Raw genomic sequence first — 13,658 nt, 5'->3', positions numbered from 1 at the left:
GAGGGTGAGCAGGTCGGCCTGCGTGCTCCAACTCGACGATCCCCTGCGAGATCTGCGCCCCCGCTCCGGATTGTTCCGTGGAACATCACATCGCCCCCCGCGACCGGTCCGGCACGGGATCCGGCTCTGGGATCGCGCGAGTGGCGCGATCCCGCCCCACCCAGCCAGCTCGGCTACCAGACCTGGAGAGCGCGCCGGCCAGCCTCATCCCTAACCCGGCTCCACCGGGCCCGAGGAAGACCAGGTTGTCCATGCGTCGGGGGGAAACTCGGTGGACCGGCGACTCCGCGTCGGAGACGACGGTCGTCCCGTAGCCGGCCGGTGCACCGCCACGACTTCGCCGTAGAGCCCAGCCAACCGCCCGGCGGTGGCCGACCACGAGTACGTTCGGGCCCGCTCGCGCGCTGCGCCAGCGTACGCGGATCGACGGGGTTCGTCGTCGAGTAGCCGCCGGAGCGCGACACCCAGCGCCCGCGGGCTCCGGGCTGGCACAAGGTCACCGGTCACCCCGTCGACCACAGTGTCCCGCAAGCCCCCGACCGCCGTGCCGACGACGGGCAAACCGCAGGCCATAGCCTCCAGCAACGTGAGCCCGAATGGCTCGTACCAGGGGGCGGCGACCAGGACGTCCGCCGAGCGGTACCAGTCGCCCATCGCCGCTCGAGGCACCGAGCCGACCAACTGGACCCGGTCGGCGACCCCGCAGGTCTCCGCCAAGTCCCGCAGGCGTCGGGCCGACGGATCAGCATCCAGGCCACCCGGCGGACCACCTATCACCACGCACTCCGCGTCGGGCAACAGGGCCATCGCGCGGATGACGGTCTCGAAGCCTTTCCGCCGCACGAGGCGGCCGACGGTGAGGATCCGGAACCTGCCGGTCGCACGCACCACGGCCGAATCCGATCGTGCGGCCAGGGCGTCCAGGTTCACCCCGGCCGGCACGACCACGATCTGGGACCGCGGCACTCCCAGCCGGACCAGCTCACCGACTTCGTCTGAACACTGCGCGACCACGCGATCGACCAAGCAGCCCAACTCACGCTCGCTGTCGATCCGGCATGCCGGACTGGTGTCCTGCGCCCCCTGGTGTCGCCGTTTGACCACCCCGAGATCCTGGTAGGTTTGCACGACAGGCAGGCCGACCTGCCAACCGGCCGTCAGTGCGGCGAGCCCGCTCATCCAGTAGTGCGCGTGGATGACCTCGGGCTGGCAGTCCCCACTCCGCCACCGGTCGACGAGCCACCGGCTGAACTCCTGCATATGCGGCAGCAGCGCGTCCTTGGCCAACCGTTCTGCCGGCCCCGCGGGAACGTGCACCACGTCGTAACCGTCCGTGGCGTGGACGGTGACCGGTAGCTCCGGGTCGTCGCGGCGAGTGTAGACCCGAACGTCGTGCCCGGCGGCCGAGAGGGCAGCCGAGAGTTCAGCGACGTGCGCGTTCTGGCCCCCACGTCCGTGCCACCGAGAACGGCCAGCGGACTGCCATGCTCCGAGATCATCGCGATGCGCATACCTCTTCTCCCAGCAGGCTGAGCCGCTACGTTCGGCGGAGTGACACGGTGGTCAGCACGGCTCGACCCGACGAACCCATGCTGGGGCGCAGGCCACTCACACTGGCGATGGATTCCCTGCCGTGAGAAGGGGAAACCGTCGGACGGCCGCGCGTGACCTCCCGCCGTTGCTCTTGCCAGCCCGAGCCCGGTCGTTGACCCCGACCCGCTCAGCACACTGACCGCCGCCTACGGCGTCAACCCGCACCCGGCATCACGCCGTCATACCGCCGTCGCCCCCATAGGTAGCCGCCTCATTCGGAGGGCTATCGACTCCGGCACCCGTGCCGCGCACGTCACCCCGTCTCGTTCCCCACCAACCCGAGCACAACCGCGGCGCTCCATGTTACGACCCGCAGCCGCCGCCCCACGTCGTCATCGACACGCTCCTCGTTCTGCCACCCGGACAGCCTGGCGACACCGCACCGCCCGGACCAGCACCCGCACGGCGCGTCGTCACGGCGCAAACGGTCCCTCAGTCGGCGCCAGCGTCTACGCCGCGTAAACGACCATCATGGCCGTAACGCGCCGTGTCGGCAGGAGGCCGAGATGCCACAACAAACCTCTCGGTCTGTCCAGAGTCCCACTGCGGGCGGTGTCCCCACACCCCTACCCCGGTCTACTCAACCCAGGTGCCGGACGCACCGTGCGCTGCCCGCGACGGTGACCGGCGTGCGGCCGACATGCGATGGCTGGATGACAGGTTTCCCGAAGGTCGCCGTGGCAGGTTTCCCGTCGGCGCAGCCACCGGTGGACGTGCCGGGCACACGACCCAACACCGTCCGGGCAGGAAGCCTCACTAACCGTGGACTGGACCGGGTCGATCCGACCGTGCCCCAGGATCAACTCAGACCACATCGTGCGGACATCCGCCGGTGTTCACCAGAGAACACGCGGACGACAGTGGGGTTGGACCATCCGGTCCAACCCCACTGTCGCGTTTCTCGAACACGAGGGCCGGAGTCAGGAGGCCGCGGAGAAGTCGCCCCGGCGGCGCAGTCGGCCGATCCAGCCCTGGGCGGTGTGCCGGGGCACGCCGTAGTGCTCGGCGACGGCGGTCACCGTGCCGATGCGGTTGAAAACCTCGACCACGTCCTCCGGCATCCGCCGGTAGACCCGACCTTCCGGCACCGAGGCCTCGGCGCGACGACGTGCGGCACCGGCCCCACCGACACGGCCCGAGCCCGACCGGGCCCCACGCTTGCCGTCGGTGCTCCGCGCCGGACAGGGCGCCTGCTCGGCACCGGACTCGGCCGCCTCGCTGGGCGTCCCGACGGCATCCTCGACGGGAGTCGGTGGGACGGCGGTGGTAGCGGACGGGAACAGCGCCCGCAGAAGCAGGTTGAGATCGAACGACGGGAGGGTCGGTGCCGAGATGCCGTTGCCGGCCCGCATGGCCAGTTCGACGATTCGCGGCGTCGAACCGTCCACGTCGACGGAGATGACAGTCTCTGTCTTGGACTCCTCGGCCCTGATGGTGATTGTGTAGTCACCCATCGCCAACCCTCCACGTAAGGTCACATGGCAGCACACCAATCGGCAGTGTGGTCAGCCCAACGGCTTGTTCAGACTAGCGGATTGGGCTGGCCTCTTGACAGAGGCCAGCGGGAGTATGTCATGTTCGTTGCCGGCAGGCAACAGACACGCCGCACACGCGATATACGTTCACTGTCCGGTGAAGCTTCCGGGCAGGGACTTGACGCCGTTGACGAAGTTGCTTTCCAACCGGACGACCGGACCGGTCAGTCGGAAACGTGACAGGTGCGGCGCCAGTTCCCGCAACATCGTCCTCGCCTCCAGCCGGGCCAGGTGCGCCCCGAGACAGAAATGCGGGCCCATCCCGAAGGAAAGGTGCGGATTCGGGTTCCGGTGCAGCCGCAGTTCGTCCGGGGCCTCGAAGACGGCGGCGTCCCGGTTGGCCGAGGCGTACCAGAGCACCACCTTGTCACCGGCGGCGATCGGCGTGCCACACAGTTCGGTGTCCTCGATCGCGGTGCGCCGGAACTGCATGATCGGGCTGACCCAGCGCAGCAGTTCGTCCACCGCCGACGGCAGCAGCGTGTCGTCGGCGACCAGCCGCTCACGCTGCGTCGGGTTGTCGACCAGCGCCAGCACACTGCCGGTAATGAGGTGCCGGGTGGTTTCGTTACCCGCCACCACCAGCAACAACCAGAAGTTGCAGAACTCTCGGTCGGTCAGCCGTCGACCGTCCACCTCACTGGTGGCGAGCAGCGTCATCAGGTCGTCGCGCGGCGCACGACGCCGCTCGCCGGCGACGCTGAGCGCGTACTGGAACGCCTCGAAGAACGTCTTCCGGTACGCCTCGACGTCGCCGCCGCCGTACTCCGGGTCGTCGAAGCCCACCAGGTTGTTGCTCCATTGGTAGAGCAGGTGCCGATCCTCGCGGGGCAGACCGAGCAGATCCGCGAGGACCATCAACGGCAACTCGGCCGCGAGGTCGGCGACCACGTCGCACTCCTCTTGCCGGACCGCCCACTCGACCAGGGTCCGGGCGTGCGCGGTGACGCTCTCGCCGAGCGCCCGGATCGCCCGGGGGTGAACACCGCGGTGACCAGCTTACGGACCCGGGCGTGCTGTGGCGCGTCCATGTTGACCAGCAACTGGCGAGCCTGCTCCAGGTCCGCGGTGGTACGCGGATCCGCCAGGAAGGCGCCCTGACGGCCGGAGGAGAACACCTCCGGCTGCCGAGACGCGGAGACCACCCCGTCGTGCGTGGTGACCGCCCAGAAGCCGGGCCCCTGGCTGAGCATCCGCCCCTCACCGGAGCGCCGCCACAGCGCCGCCTCCGGCACCCAGCTGACCGGCTCTTCGCGCCGCAGCCGGGCGAACTCCGCGTACGGCACCCCGGCGGCGTAGGTCGCCGGGTGCGCGACGTCCGCACGGTTGCCCGTCGACACGACGACCATACTCATGACCGGCCTCCTGACGCTCCGGTGCCCAGCAGCCCGCGGAGCACGTCCTGGCGCAGCTTGCCGGTGCCGTCACGGGGTAGTTCCGGGACGAAACGCCACCGCCTGGGCACCTTGAACCCGGCCAACGAACGTCGGCAGAACGCGGCGAGCACCTCCCCGCCCCGCTCCGGGTCGAGCCGGGCCGAATCCACCTCGACGATGGCGACGACCCGCTCGCCGTACTCGTCGTCCGGCTCGCCGGTCACCGCCGCGTCCCGGACCGCCGGGTGCGACAGCAGCACCGTCTGCACCTCCGCGGGGTAGATGTTCACCCCGCCCGAAATCACGACGTCCCCCGCCCGGCCGGTCAGGTAGAGGTAGCCGTCCGAATCCAGGTAACCGGTCTCGCCGTAGGTGAAGACCCCCGCGCGGAGGTGCGCGTCGCGGGTCTTCTGCGGGGCGTTGTGGTATTCGAAGGTCTGCCCGACGCGGTGGACGAACACCCGCCCCGGCTGGCCGGCCGGCACGGGGTTGCCGTCACCGTCGACGATGACGATCTCGTTGGGGGGTACGGCACGGCCGACGCTACCCGGATGCCGTAGCCAACTTTCGGCGTCGACGAGGGTCACCACGCCGGCCTCGGTGGCCGCGTAGTACTCGACCACCACCGGACCCCACCACTCGATCATCTGCCGCTTCACCTCGACCGGACACGGCCCCCCGCCGTGCCAGACCGTCCGCAGGCCGCCGACGTCGGCCGCCGCCCGTGCGGTCGCGTCGAGCCGCAGCAACCGGACGAACTGGGTGGGTACCAGGTGGCAGGCGGTGATCCGGTGCTCCGCCACCGCGGCCAGGAAGGATTCCGGGTCGAACCGGTCGTGCATCACCAGGCGGCTACCCCGCAGCAGTGGGAGCAACGCGAAGAACACCTGCGCCGAGTGGTACCACGGCCCCACCAGCAGCACCGCGCCGCGTGCCGGCACCCCGAGGACGCGCCCGGCGTAGGCGAGCAGTCGTTCCACCCGGTCGAATGGCGCCCCGACGCGGAACAGGCCGTTGCGCACCCCCTTCGGCGCGCCCGTGGTGCCCGAGGTGTACAGCATGATGGAGCCGCAGACCTGGTCGGCGGGCTCGTCGGCGGGGAGTCCGGCCAGCAGCGGCTCGACCGGGGTGCAGCCGGCGTGGTCCCGCTCGCCGGTCACCAGCGCACGCACCGGGGCGGGGCAGGAGTGCACCGCCTCGGCGACCACGGCCGCGTACCGGGGCTCGGTCAGCACCAACCGGCTCGCCGAGTCCGCCAACAGGTAGCCGATCTCAGGTGCGGTCAGGTGCCAGTTGACCGGCACCACGATCACTCCGGTGTGGATGGCGGCGAGCAGCACCTCGAACGTCTCACGCCGGTTACCGCAGACCACGGCCATGGTGTCACCGACCCGGAGGCCCTCGGCGCGCAGCAGGTGGATCCAGCGGTTGACCCGGGCGTCCAGGGCCGGCCAGTCCAGCTCACCGGTCGAGTCGCGAAGGGCCGGCCCGCCAGCGCCGCCGGCCAGCAAATCCGTCAACAGTACCACCTTGGCGCTCCTTCGGGTTCTCGGCTCAGTTCAGGAGGTCCGGCTGTTCGTGGACGATGTCGGCGTACAGCGGGCGGAAGTTCAGCCGGGCGACCTCCGGCGTGCCGATCGTGCCCCGTGTCACGGTGGCGGCCTCGGGGTCGATAGGCACCGGGTTGCCGGCCGCCTCGGCCAGCAACTGCACCTGACAGCTACGGTCCATCGTGATGAACCACCAGGCCGCCTCGGCGACCGACCCGCCCACGGTGAGCAGCCCGTGGTTACGCAGGATCACCGCCTTGGTCCGCCCGAGCGCCTCGGCGATCCGCTTGCCCTCGTCGTCGGCCAACACCACGCCGGTGTAGTCGTCGAAAACCGCGTGATCGTCGTAGAAGGCGCAGGCGTCCTGGGTGATCGGGTCCAGCGGACGACCGAGGGTGCACCATGCTCGACCGTAGGTCGAGTGGGTGTGCGCGGCGGCCACCGTGTCCGGACGGGCGGCGTGCACGTGGGAGTGGATGACGTATCCGGCTGGGTTGATCCGGCCTTCGCCCTCCAGCACCGCGCCGGCCGGGTCCACCAGCAGCAGGTCGCTGACGCGTACGTGCCCGAAGTGCATCCCGAACGGGTTGATCCAGAACCGGTCGGGGTGCTCCGGATCGCGGGCGGTCACATGGCCACCGGCGCCCTCGTCGAAGCCGAGGCGGGCGAAGAGCCGGCAGGTCGCGGCGAGCTGCCGCTGCCGCCGCAGCCGCTCCTCGGCGGGGGTCCGCCCGGTCATCCACAGCCTCCCGCGGTGTCGGTGTCGAACGACGCGCCAGCGGTGACGGCCGCCGGGATGCCGGCCACCGGGTCGGTGGCCAATGCGGTGCCGTTCGCCCCGGGGGCGGGCTGCCAGGCGTGCAGGAAGTGGTCGACCCGGTCCAGGCCCCAGAACCGGTGCCGGCCCCACCGGAGGTACGGAATGCCGAACACGTCGTCCTCGTACGCGGTGACCAGGCACCCGGCAGCCTCGTCACGGATCTGCTCGTCGTCCGGCGCGGCCTGCGCGCCGGCCAGGTCGAGGCCGGCCGCCGCGGCCGCCCGGCCCAGTACCTCGGGGGTGCAGATGTCCTCGCCGCGCTCCCAGCGCTCCGTCACCAGGGCGTCGTAGAACTGCACCGCCCGCCCCTGCCGGCGGGCCCACAGCCAGGCCAGATGCGGCAGTTCCCACCAGGGGTCGACATCGATCGGCCAGGCCATCGCCAGGCCCATCTGCTCCGCCAACCGCTTGGTGTCCAGCAGGATGTACCTGTGCTTGGCCCGGCTCATCTGCACGTAGTGGAACTCCGCCCCCCGCTCCGCCAGCGCGGCCGAGGTCTTCGTGTCCGGATCCCAGTACGGGTAGCAGTCGAGCCGGTCGAACACGTCCGGCACCGCCTGCCGTAGCCGGTGCACCGTCAGCCAGCTGTACGGGCTGCGGAACGAGAAGTAGAGGCGGGGTCGACGCTTCACTCCACACCCCCGGACAGGGCGCGGAGCACCTCGTCGTCGAACTCGGCCAGTTCACCCGCGCGGGGGCCGCCGCTGATGGCGTAGCCGTGCAGGATCCGGGCGGTTGCGGTGTGCACCAGGCGGTCGCCCCGGCGGACGTAGCAGTCCATGCGGGCGTCGAACATGACGCCGCGCAGGACGTCAACGACGTTCAGCACGGTGTGCACCTCCTCCTCCATCCCGGCCGCGTCCACCAGCTGCACCCGGGCCCGGGAGACCACCGGAATCCAGGCCCGCTCGCGGACCAGCCGCCCCACCGAGATGCCCCGGTCGGCGAGGAACCGGTCCACCACCTCTTCCAGCGCCCGGACGTAGCCGGAGTGCTGCACCCGGTCGGAGAAGTGGCAGTAGAAGTACGGGGCCCGCCAGCTCCACAGGAAGGCGTTCGAGCCGACCGGGGTGAGCACGTCGGCGACGCTCTGGCCGGCGTCGATGGTCCGGTGGTCCGGGCGGGCGACCACCCCGGCCGCGGCGACGGTCGGCACCACCAGGTCCGCCAGGTGTTCGGGCGCCGGAGTGGAAACCGTCGCCGTGGGTTCCCGAACGAGGGCGATGCGGACCTTGCCCCGCAGCACGACCTGGTCCTGCCCGCCGCGGTGGACCGTCATGCGCACCGCCAGCCTGGCGCCCGAGTCGCCGGTCACCTCGACCCGGGCCTCGTCGTCGACCTCCAGCGTCGCGGGCAGCTGCACCGAGCAGTCGACGACCTCCACCCCGAGGCCGTGCTCGTGGAAGAGGTCCCGTGCTCCCGTGCCACGGTCACGCAGCCACTGCAGAACCGCCTCCTCGACCAGGTAGATGAAGTGCTTGAAGCCGATCCAGGTTCGGATGTTCGCCCCTTCGTAGCGGGGCCGGCCGACCAGGACGGTCAGCGGGGCGGTGGGCGCACTGGTCATTCGTCTGTTCCTCCGTCAGGGACGTACCGCCACCCGGCCCGCCGCACCGATGAACCGGGTGGCCTGCTCGGCGACCTCGGCGGCGTGGCGAACGTGGCAGAAGTGGTCGTAGTGCTCGTGCACCAGCAGGGTCGCCCGGGGCATGTCCCGGCCCAGCGTCGCCGCCGCCGCCGGGGACAGGGTCGGGTCGGCGCCGCCGGCCAGGATCAGCGTGGGAGTGGTGACCGTGGTCAGGGCCAGGGTGCCGCTGCCGACGAACTGGTCGAAGACGGTGAGGAAGCCGGCCGGTCCGATCCGGTCGATCGCTTTGGCGATCATGCCGTCCAGCACGGCCTCGTCCAACGTCCGGAGCCGCCGGCCCAGCCGCAGCCGCAGGCCGTCCCGGATGTGCCGGTCGAAGGTACGCCGGGCCCGGTCGAAGACCTGCCAGGTGATCGGCTGTTCCGGCGGGCAGTACAGCGGGCAGATCAGCACCGCCGCCCGGGCCGACGAGCGACCGGCGGCCATCAGCTCCAGTGTCGCGTTGGCCCCGAAGGAATGCGCCACGATGGTGTCCGGTGGCCGGGGCAACCGCTGTAGCCCGGCCGCCAGCCAGCCGGCCGCGGACTCCTGCCGGCGCCACCGGTAGTCGTTCCCGGGCCGCCAGGGCAGGTCCAAGACCAGCACCCGCCAACGGGGGTCGAAGGCACGGGCGAGTGGCCGCCACGACTCCCACGAGTCCTCCAGCCCGTGGGCCAGCACCACCAGGTCCCCTCCGGGTGACCCCGGGCTCAACTCGTGCACCGGCGGCGCTCCACTGGTCACCGATCCACCCTCCGCCCCTCGTCGAGCCGGACGGCCCTTCGGCCGTCGACGTCGTCACCGCACCCGACGGTCACCGGACCGGGCATACCGGCGGCCAGCAGGGTCGCCGCCAGCGCGACGTTGACCACCCCGGCCGCGCCGTAGCAGTCGCCCCAACCGGCGACCGGGTCGAAGCCCTCCGGCCCGAGACGGCGCGGCGCGGGGGAACCCGTCTCCGGCCACACGGCCGGCTCCGCAACCGCCGGCTCAGCCGTGAGCACCAGGCAGGCCGCCCCGGCGCGCAGCGGAACAGCAGGGCGGCCCGCCCGGTGCAGGTCGGTGGCAACCTCGTCGGCCGGCTCGACACCCACCACGATCACCCGCGTGGCCCGGCGGGCGCGCAGCAGCAGGGCGGCGGCGTGGACGGCGTCCAGACCGGCGGTGGCCCCGGAGCAGATCATCAGGTTCGGGCCGCCGAAGCCGTACCAGAGGGCGATGGTGCTGGCGACCACGTTGCTGGAGGCGTTCGGCGCGGTCAGCGGGCTGACCGCGCGACCGCCGTCGGTGCGCACCGTCCGGATCAGGTCGGCGACCGTGGCGACATTGCCGAGGTTACCCGCGACCACCACGGCCACATCGGGATCGACCTCCACCGGCGCGGGACGTCCCCGCGGCAGACCGAGGGCCCGGTGGACGGCACAGAGCGCCAGCCGGGTGGCCGGCTCCTTGGCCAGCAGCCCCTTGGGGCCCAGCACCTCGCGCGCCCGGTCGGCTGGTACCGCGCCGCTGAGCGCCTCGACCAGTGGCTGCGCGGCGACCCCCGACCAGTCGGCCAGGTCGACGGCGAGTCCGTCCGAGTCGGGCAGGTGGACCGCCCATCCGGCCAGCCGAACGCCGGCGGGCCCGGCACCGGGCGCGGGAACCGCGTCGCCGGTCGGGGCGGTGCCGGCCGCTTGACGACGGTGGTCTGAGGCCGGGTAACTCACGCGGACTCCACCAGAGTGACCGCGTTGACGCCACCGAAGCCGAAGGCCTCGGACTGCACCAGCCTGGGGGTCAGCGCCGTCGGCCCGGTGGCGAAGCGCAGCCCGCACCCGTCGGCCAGCGGCCGACGCAGCCCGACCACCGGCGGCACCTGACCGCTGGCCAGGCAGCGCCCGGCCACGTCGAGGTTGACCATGGCGGCGGCGCCGGAGGTGTGCCCGACGGCCCCCTTCACGGCGGTGACGACCGGATCACCGCCGGCCTCGACGAGTACCTGCCGCAGGGCCGCGCACTCGGCGGGGTCGTTGAGAGCGGTGCCGGTACCATGCGCCACCACCAGGTCCACCTCGCCCGCGACGCGGCCGGCGCGAATCAGCGCGTCCCGCATGGCGCGACCGATCCCCGTCACCGAGGGCGCGGTCTCGTGGTGGGCGTCGCAGGACAGGCCGGTCGCGACGATCCTGGCCACGGCCGGCCGGGCGTCGTCGTCGGGTACCAGAACCGCGGCGGCGGCCCCGTCGCCGAGCAGCACCCCCTGCCGATCGGCGTCGAACGGACGCACCGCGTCGGTGGGTTGGTCGGCGACCCGGCCGATCATCGCCAACATCGACTCGGTGGTGGCGTCGGTTCCGCAGACCAGCACCGCGTCGGCTTCCCCGAGCGTCAGTTGGTCCTCGGCGAGGGCCAGGGCGTGCCCGCCGGCACTACAGGCGTTGCTCAGCGTCAGCACCGTCCGCAGCCCCGGCACCGCCTCCCGGAGGACATCGCCGAAGTGCAGCCGGTGGAGCGGGAACCGTGGGCCGCCGATGGCGAGGGTTTCCACCGCGGCCAGTTCCCGCAGACCCGTACCGACCAACGCGACCATCCGACGCGCGGCCGGGTCGATGCCGCTGGCGGCGACGGCTCGGCGGGCGCAGTCCGCGAGCCACCGGCTCGCGGCCCACGCCCGCGCGCCGCCGTCGTCGATGTGGTAGCCGTGAGCGACGTTCAGCGCCGCCGGGTCGCCGTGTCGCAGCGGCCCGAGCCCGCTGCGTCCGGCCAGCAGCGCGGCGAAGGTTTCCGCCCCGTCACCGAGGCAGGTCCGCACCTCGCTAGCGACCAGACGCGCCGGCACCGGACCACCCCCTGACGATGGCGGCGGCGGTGCCGCCGTCCGGGCTGCGGGCGGTCAGCAGAGTCAGATTCGGGGCGGCCTCGGCCGGTGCGGCGGCGAGGAAGGTGGCCAGGGCCAGGCCTCCGGCGGCGGCGTCGCACCGGCCGAAGAGGCGGCTGACCCGCAGCCGGGTCGGCTCGCGGCCGAGAGCCGCGCAGGCCGGGGCGTACTCGTCGGTGTCGTCCGGCCCCGTCTCGCCGGTCAGCACGGCGGTGACCTCGGCCGGGTCTACCCTGGCCCGCCGCACCGCGCGCCGGACGCAGCCGGCCAGCGCCCGGTCCGCAGCCGCACCGCCGCCCGGCCCGTACGCCGTGGTGAGAGCGAGGATCTCGGCCTCCGGACGCGGGCCGGTCCAGTCTGGCCGGACGGTCCGGGTCAGCAGGAACACCGTGGCCGCCTCACCGGTCGGCACGTGCTGCCCGGGGCGCCCGGTCAACGAGGTCATCCAGGCGCGGTGCGGGCTGAACTCCTCGACCGCTCCCACCAGCATCGCGTCGACGTATCCGCAGGCGATGGCGTTGCTGCCGTAGCGCAGGGCATCGAGGAAGGCCAGCGGGCCGGTGGCCACCGTGGCGTTCACCCCCCGCAACCCGTACCGGATGGCGGCCTGGCCCGCGGCACAGTTCATCACCGTGTTCGGGAACAGCACCGGATTGACCTGGTACGGCTTTTCCTGGACCAGGGTGTCCCGGGTGTAGCTGCTGGTGGACTGGAAGCTGCCCAGCGAGGTGCCGAGCACCACCCCCAGCCGGGCCCGGTTGGTGTCGTTCACGTCGGCCTGCGCGTCCCGTAGGGCGTCGCCGCAGGCCACCACCGCCAGAGCGGTGGCCCGGTCGTAGAAGCTGGTGCCCTTGCGCCCGAGATGGGCGCGGACGTCGAAGTCGACCCGGGCCTGCCCGGTCGGGGTGGGCAGCGGCTCGTCGACCAGCGTGGTCACCTCCACCGGGGCGGCCGGAGCCGGCTCCGCCAGCACCGTGCGGCCGTTGGTCGCGGTCACCACGACCTGCGCTCCGGCCAGCCGGTCCGCCAGCGCGGCACGCCCCACACCGGCCGGGCTTACCGTGCCCCACCCGGTGATCACGACGCCCGTCATTCCACGGCTCCGATCAGGACGATGGCGTTGTTGCCGCCGAAGGCGAAACCGTTGTTCTGCACCACCCGGACGGCGGCCTGCCGGGCGGTGTTCGGCACCGGATCCAGCCGGTCCAACGCCGGGTCGGGGGTCGACCAGTTGATGGTCGGTGGCAGGAACCCGTGTGCGATGGCGAGGGTCCCGGCGATCGCACCGAACCCGCTGGCCGCCCCCATGGTGTGGCCGATCATCGACTTGATCGAGCTGACCGGAGGCACCCGGTCGCCGAACACGTCGAAGATGGCCTGCGCCTCCACCGAGTCGTTGGCCGGAGTCCCGGTGCCGTGGGCGCAGATGTAGTCCACGTCCTCGGGTTTGATCGAGGCGTTGCGGTGCGCCACCCGCATGCACTCGGCGATGCTGGTCCGGTCCGGCGCGACCGGGTGGTTGGCGTCGCAATTGAGCCCGTACCCGAGCACCTCTGCGTAGATCCGCGCGCCCCGGTCCCGGGCGTGGTCCAGGTTCTCCAGCATCAGGATCGCTCCGCCCTCGCCGGTGAGGATGCCGGAACGGTCCCGGTCGAACGGTGAGCAGGCGTCCGCGGTGAGCGCGCCCAGCCGGTAGAAGCCGGCATGCGCCCAGCGGCACACCGAGTCCGCACCGCCGGCGAACATCACATCGGCCTCACCGGTGGCCAGCATGTCGTAGGCGTAACCGATCGCGTAGTTGCTCGCCGAGCAGGCGGTGGCCAGGGTGAGGGACTCCCCGGTCAGCTCCAGCTCGGTGTTCACCGCGTGGGCGAGCCGACCGGCCGTGACCTGGCCGAGCAGGTCGGGGTCCATGTGGCCGAAGCCGCCCTCCACCTGCTGGGCGGTGACTGCCTCGACCACGACCGACTCCCCGCTGGTGGTCCCCACGACCGCCCCGGCCCGATCGGCCTCGACCGAGGCCGGGTCGAGGCCGGAGTCGGCCAGGGCCAGTCGCGCGGCCGCGGCCGCGAACTGGCTGGACCGGCCCCACCGTGCCGGGTCGACCCGGCGCAGCGACCGTTCCGGCTGGAAGTCGGGTACCTCTCCGGCGTTGCGGTGTGGGAAGCCACTGGCGTCGAAACTGCTGATCGGGGAGATGCCCGACCGGCCCGTGCGCAGGCCGTCGGTGAACGCGGACACTCCGATTCCGATGCTGGACACCGGGCCGAGCCCGGTCACCACGACCCGGTTCACGG

Annotated in this window: 10 protein-coding genes and 2 pseudogenes; all 12 read right to left on the bottom strand. The window is 72.0% G+C overall.

The window, feature by feature from the left end:
• Nucleotides 1–210: 210 nt before the first annotated feature.
• Nucleotides 211–1,511: pseudogene (locus QTQ03_RS03405) on the bottom strand (glycosyltransferase).
• Between the two features lie 1,002 nt (nucleotides 1,512–2,513).
• Complete coding sequence (locus QTQ03_RS03400; protein WP_289276679.1) at nucleotides 2,514–3,047, bottom strand: hypothetical protein; 534 nt, start codon at nucleotides 3,045–3,047, stop codon at nucleotides 2,514–2,516.
• A gap of 168 nt (nucleotides 3,048–3,215) precedes the next feature.
• Nucleotides 3,216–4,483 (bottom strand): annotated as a pseudogene (locus tag QTQ03_RS30570) (cytochrome P450).
• Nucleotides 4,480–6,033: an AMP-binding protein gene (locus QTQ03_RS03385; protein WP_289276676.1), complete on the bottom strand. Its 1,554-nt coding sequence runs from the start codon at nucleotides 6,031–6,033 to the stop codon at nucleotides 4,480–4,482. Before QTQ03_RS03385 ends, QTQ03_RS30570 begins: the two are co-directional and overlap by 4 nt.
• A gap of 25 nt (nucleotides 6,034–6,058) precedes the next feature.
• Nucleotides 6,059–6,793, bottom strand: a complete 735-nt coding sequence (locus QTQ03_RS03380; RefSeq protein ID WP_289276675.1) for a class II aldolase/adducin family protein — start codon at nucleotides 6,791–6,793, stop codon at nucleotides 6,059–6,061.
• Nucleotides 6,790–7,506 carry a DsbA family protein gene (locus QTQ03_RS03375; RefSeq protein WP_289276674.1) on the bottom strand — a complete coding sequence of 239 codons (717 nt, stop codon included), beginning with the start codon at nucleotides 7,504–7,506 and terminating at the stop codon, nucleotides 6,790–6,792. Before QTQ03_RS03375 ends, QTQ03_RS03380 begins: the two co-directional genes overlap by 4 nt.
• Nucleotides 7,503–8,441, bottom strand: coding sequence for a thioesterase family protein (locus tag QTQ03_RS03370; protein ID WP_289276673.1), 939 nt, complete (start codon nucleotides 8,439–8,441; stop codon nucleotides 7,503–7,505). The genes QTQ03_RS03375 and QTQ03_RS03370 overlap by 4 nt, the downstream gene beginning before the upstream one ends.
• A 15-nt stretch (nucleotides 8,442–8,456) precedes the next feature.
• A complete protein-coding gene (locus QTQ03_RS03365; RefSeq protein WP_289276672.1) occupies nucleotides 8,457–9,245 on the bottom strand; it encodes an alpha/beta fold hydrolase in 789 nt (262 codons plus the stop codon).
• Nucleotides 9,242–10,210 (bottom strand): beta-ketoacyl synthase N-terminal-like domain-containing protein, encoded by a 969-nt coding sequence (locus tag QTQ03_RS03360; protein WP_289276671.1) that lies wholly within the window; start codon nucleotides 10,208–10,210, stop codon nucleotides 9,242–9,244. Before QTQ03_RS03360 ends, QTQ03_RS03365 begins: the two co-directional genes overlap by 4 nt.
• Nucleotides 10,207–11,322 (bottom strand): beta-ketoacyl synthase N-terminal-like domain-containing protein, encoded by a 1,116-nt coding sequence (locus QTQ03_RS03355; RefSeq protein ID WP_289276670.1) that lies wholly within the window; start codon nucleotides 11,320–11,322, stop codon nucleotides 10,207–10,209. The genes QTQ03_RS03360 and QTQ03_RS03355 overlap by 4 nt, the downstream gene beginning before the upstream one ends.
• Nucleotides 11,300–12,454 carry a beta-ketoacyl synthase N-terminal-like domain-containing protein gene (locus QTQ03_RS03350; RefSeq protein WP_289276669.1) on the bottom strand — a complete coding sequence of 385 codons (1,155 nt, stop codon included), beginning with the start codon at nucleotides 12,452–12,454 and terminating at the stop codon, nucleotides 11,300–11,302. The genes QTQ03_RS03355 and QTQ03_RS03350 overlap by 23 nt, the downstream gene beginning before the upstream one ends.
• Nucleotides 12,451–13,656, bottom strand: coding sequence for a beta-ketoacyl-[acyl-carrier-protein] synthase family protein (locus QTQ03_RS03345; protein ID WP_289276668.1), 1,206 nt, complete (start codon nucleotides 13,654–13,656; stop codon nucleotides 12,451–12,453). The genes QTQ03_RS03350 and QTQ03_RS03345 overlap by 4 nt, the downstream gene beginning before the upstream one ends.
• Between the last annotated feature and the right edge of the window lie 2 nt (nucleotides 13,657–13,658).

It is taken from the genome of Micromonospora sp. WMMA1363 (assembly GCF_030345795.1).
GTDB lineage: Bacteria > Actinomycetota > Actinomycetes > Mycobacteriales > Micromonosporaceae > Micromonospora.
This window is presented reverse-complemented; position numbering and strand designations above follow the sequence as displayed.

Bases quoted from the DNA above. Each gene is read 5' to 3' on its own strand.
- QTQ03_RS03400 (WP_289276679.1), bottom strand. From the start codon at position 3,047: ATGGGTGACTACACAATCACCATCAGGGCCGAGGAGTCCAAGACAGAG.
- QTQ03_RS03380 (WP_289276675.1), bottom strand. From the start codon at position 6,793: ATGACCGGGCGGACCCCCGCCGAGGAGCGGCTGCGGCGGCAGCGGCAG.
- QTQ03_RS03370 (WP_289276673.1), bottom strand. From the start codon at position 8,441: ATGACCAGTGCGCCCACCGCCCCGCTGACCGTCCTGGTCGGCCGGCCC.
- QTQ03_RS03350 (WP_289276669.1), bottom strand. From the start codon at position 12,454: ATGACGGGCGTCGTGATCACCGGGTGGGGCACGGTAAGCCCGGCCGGT.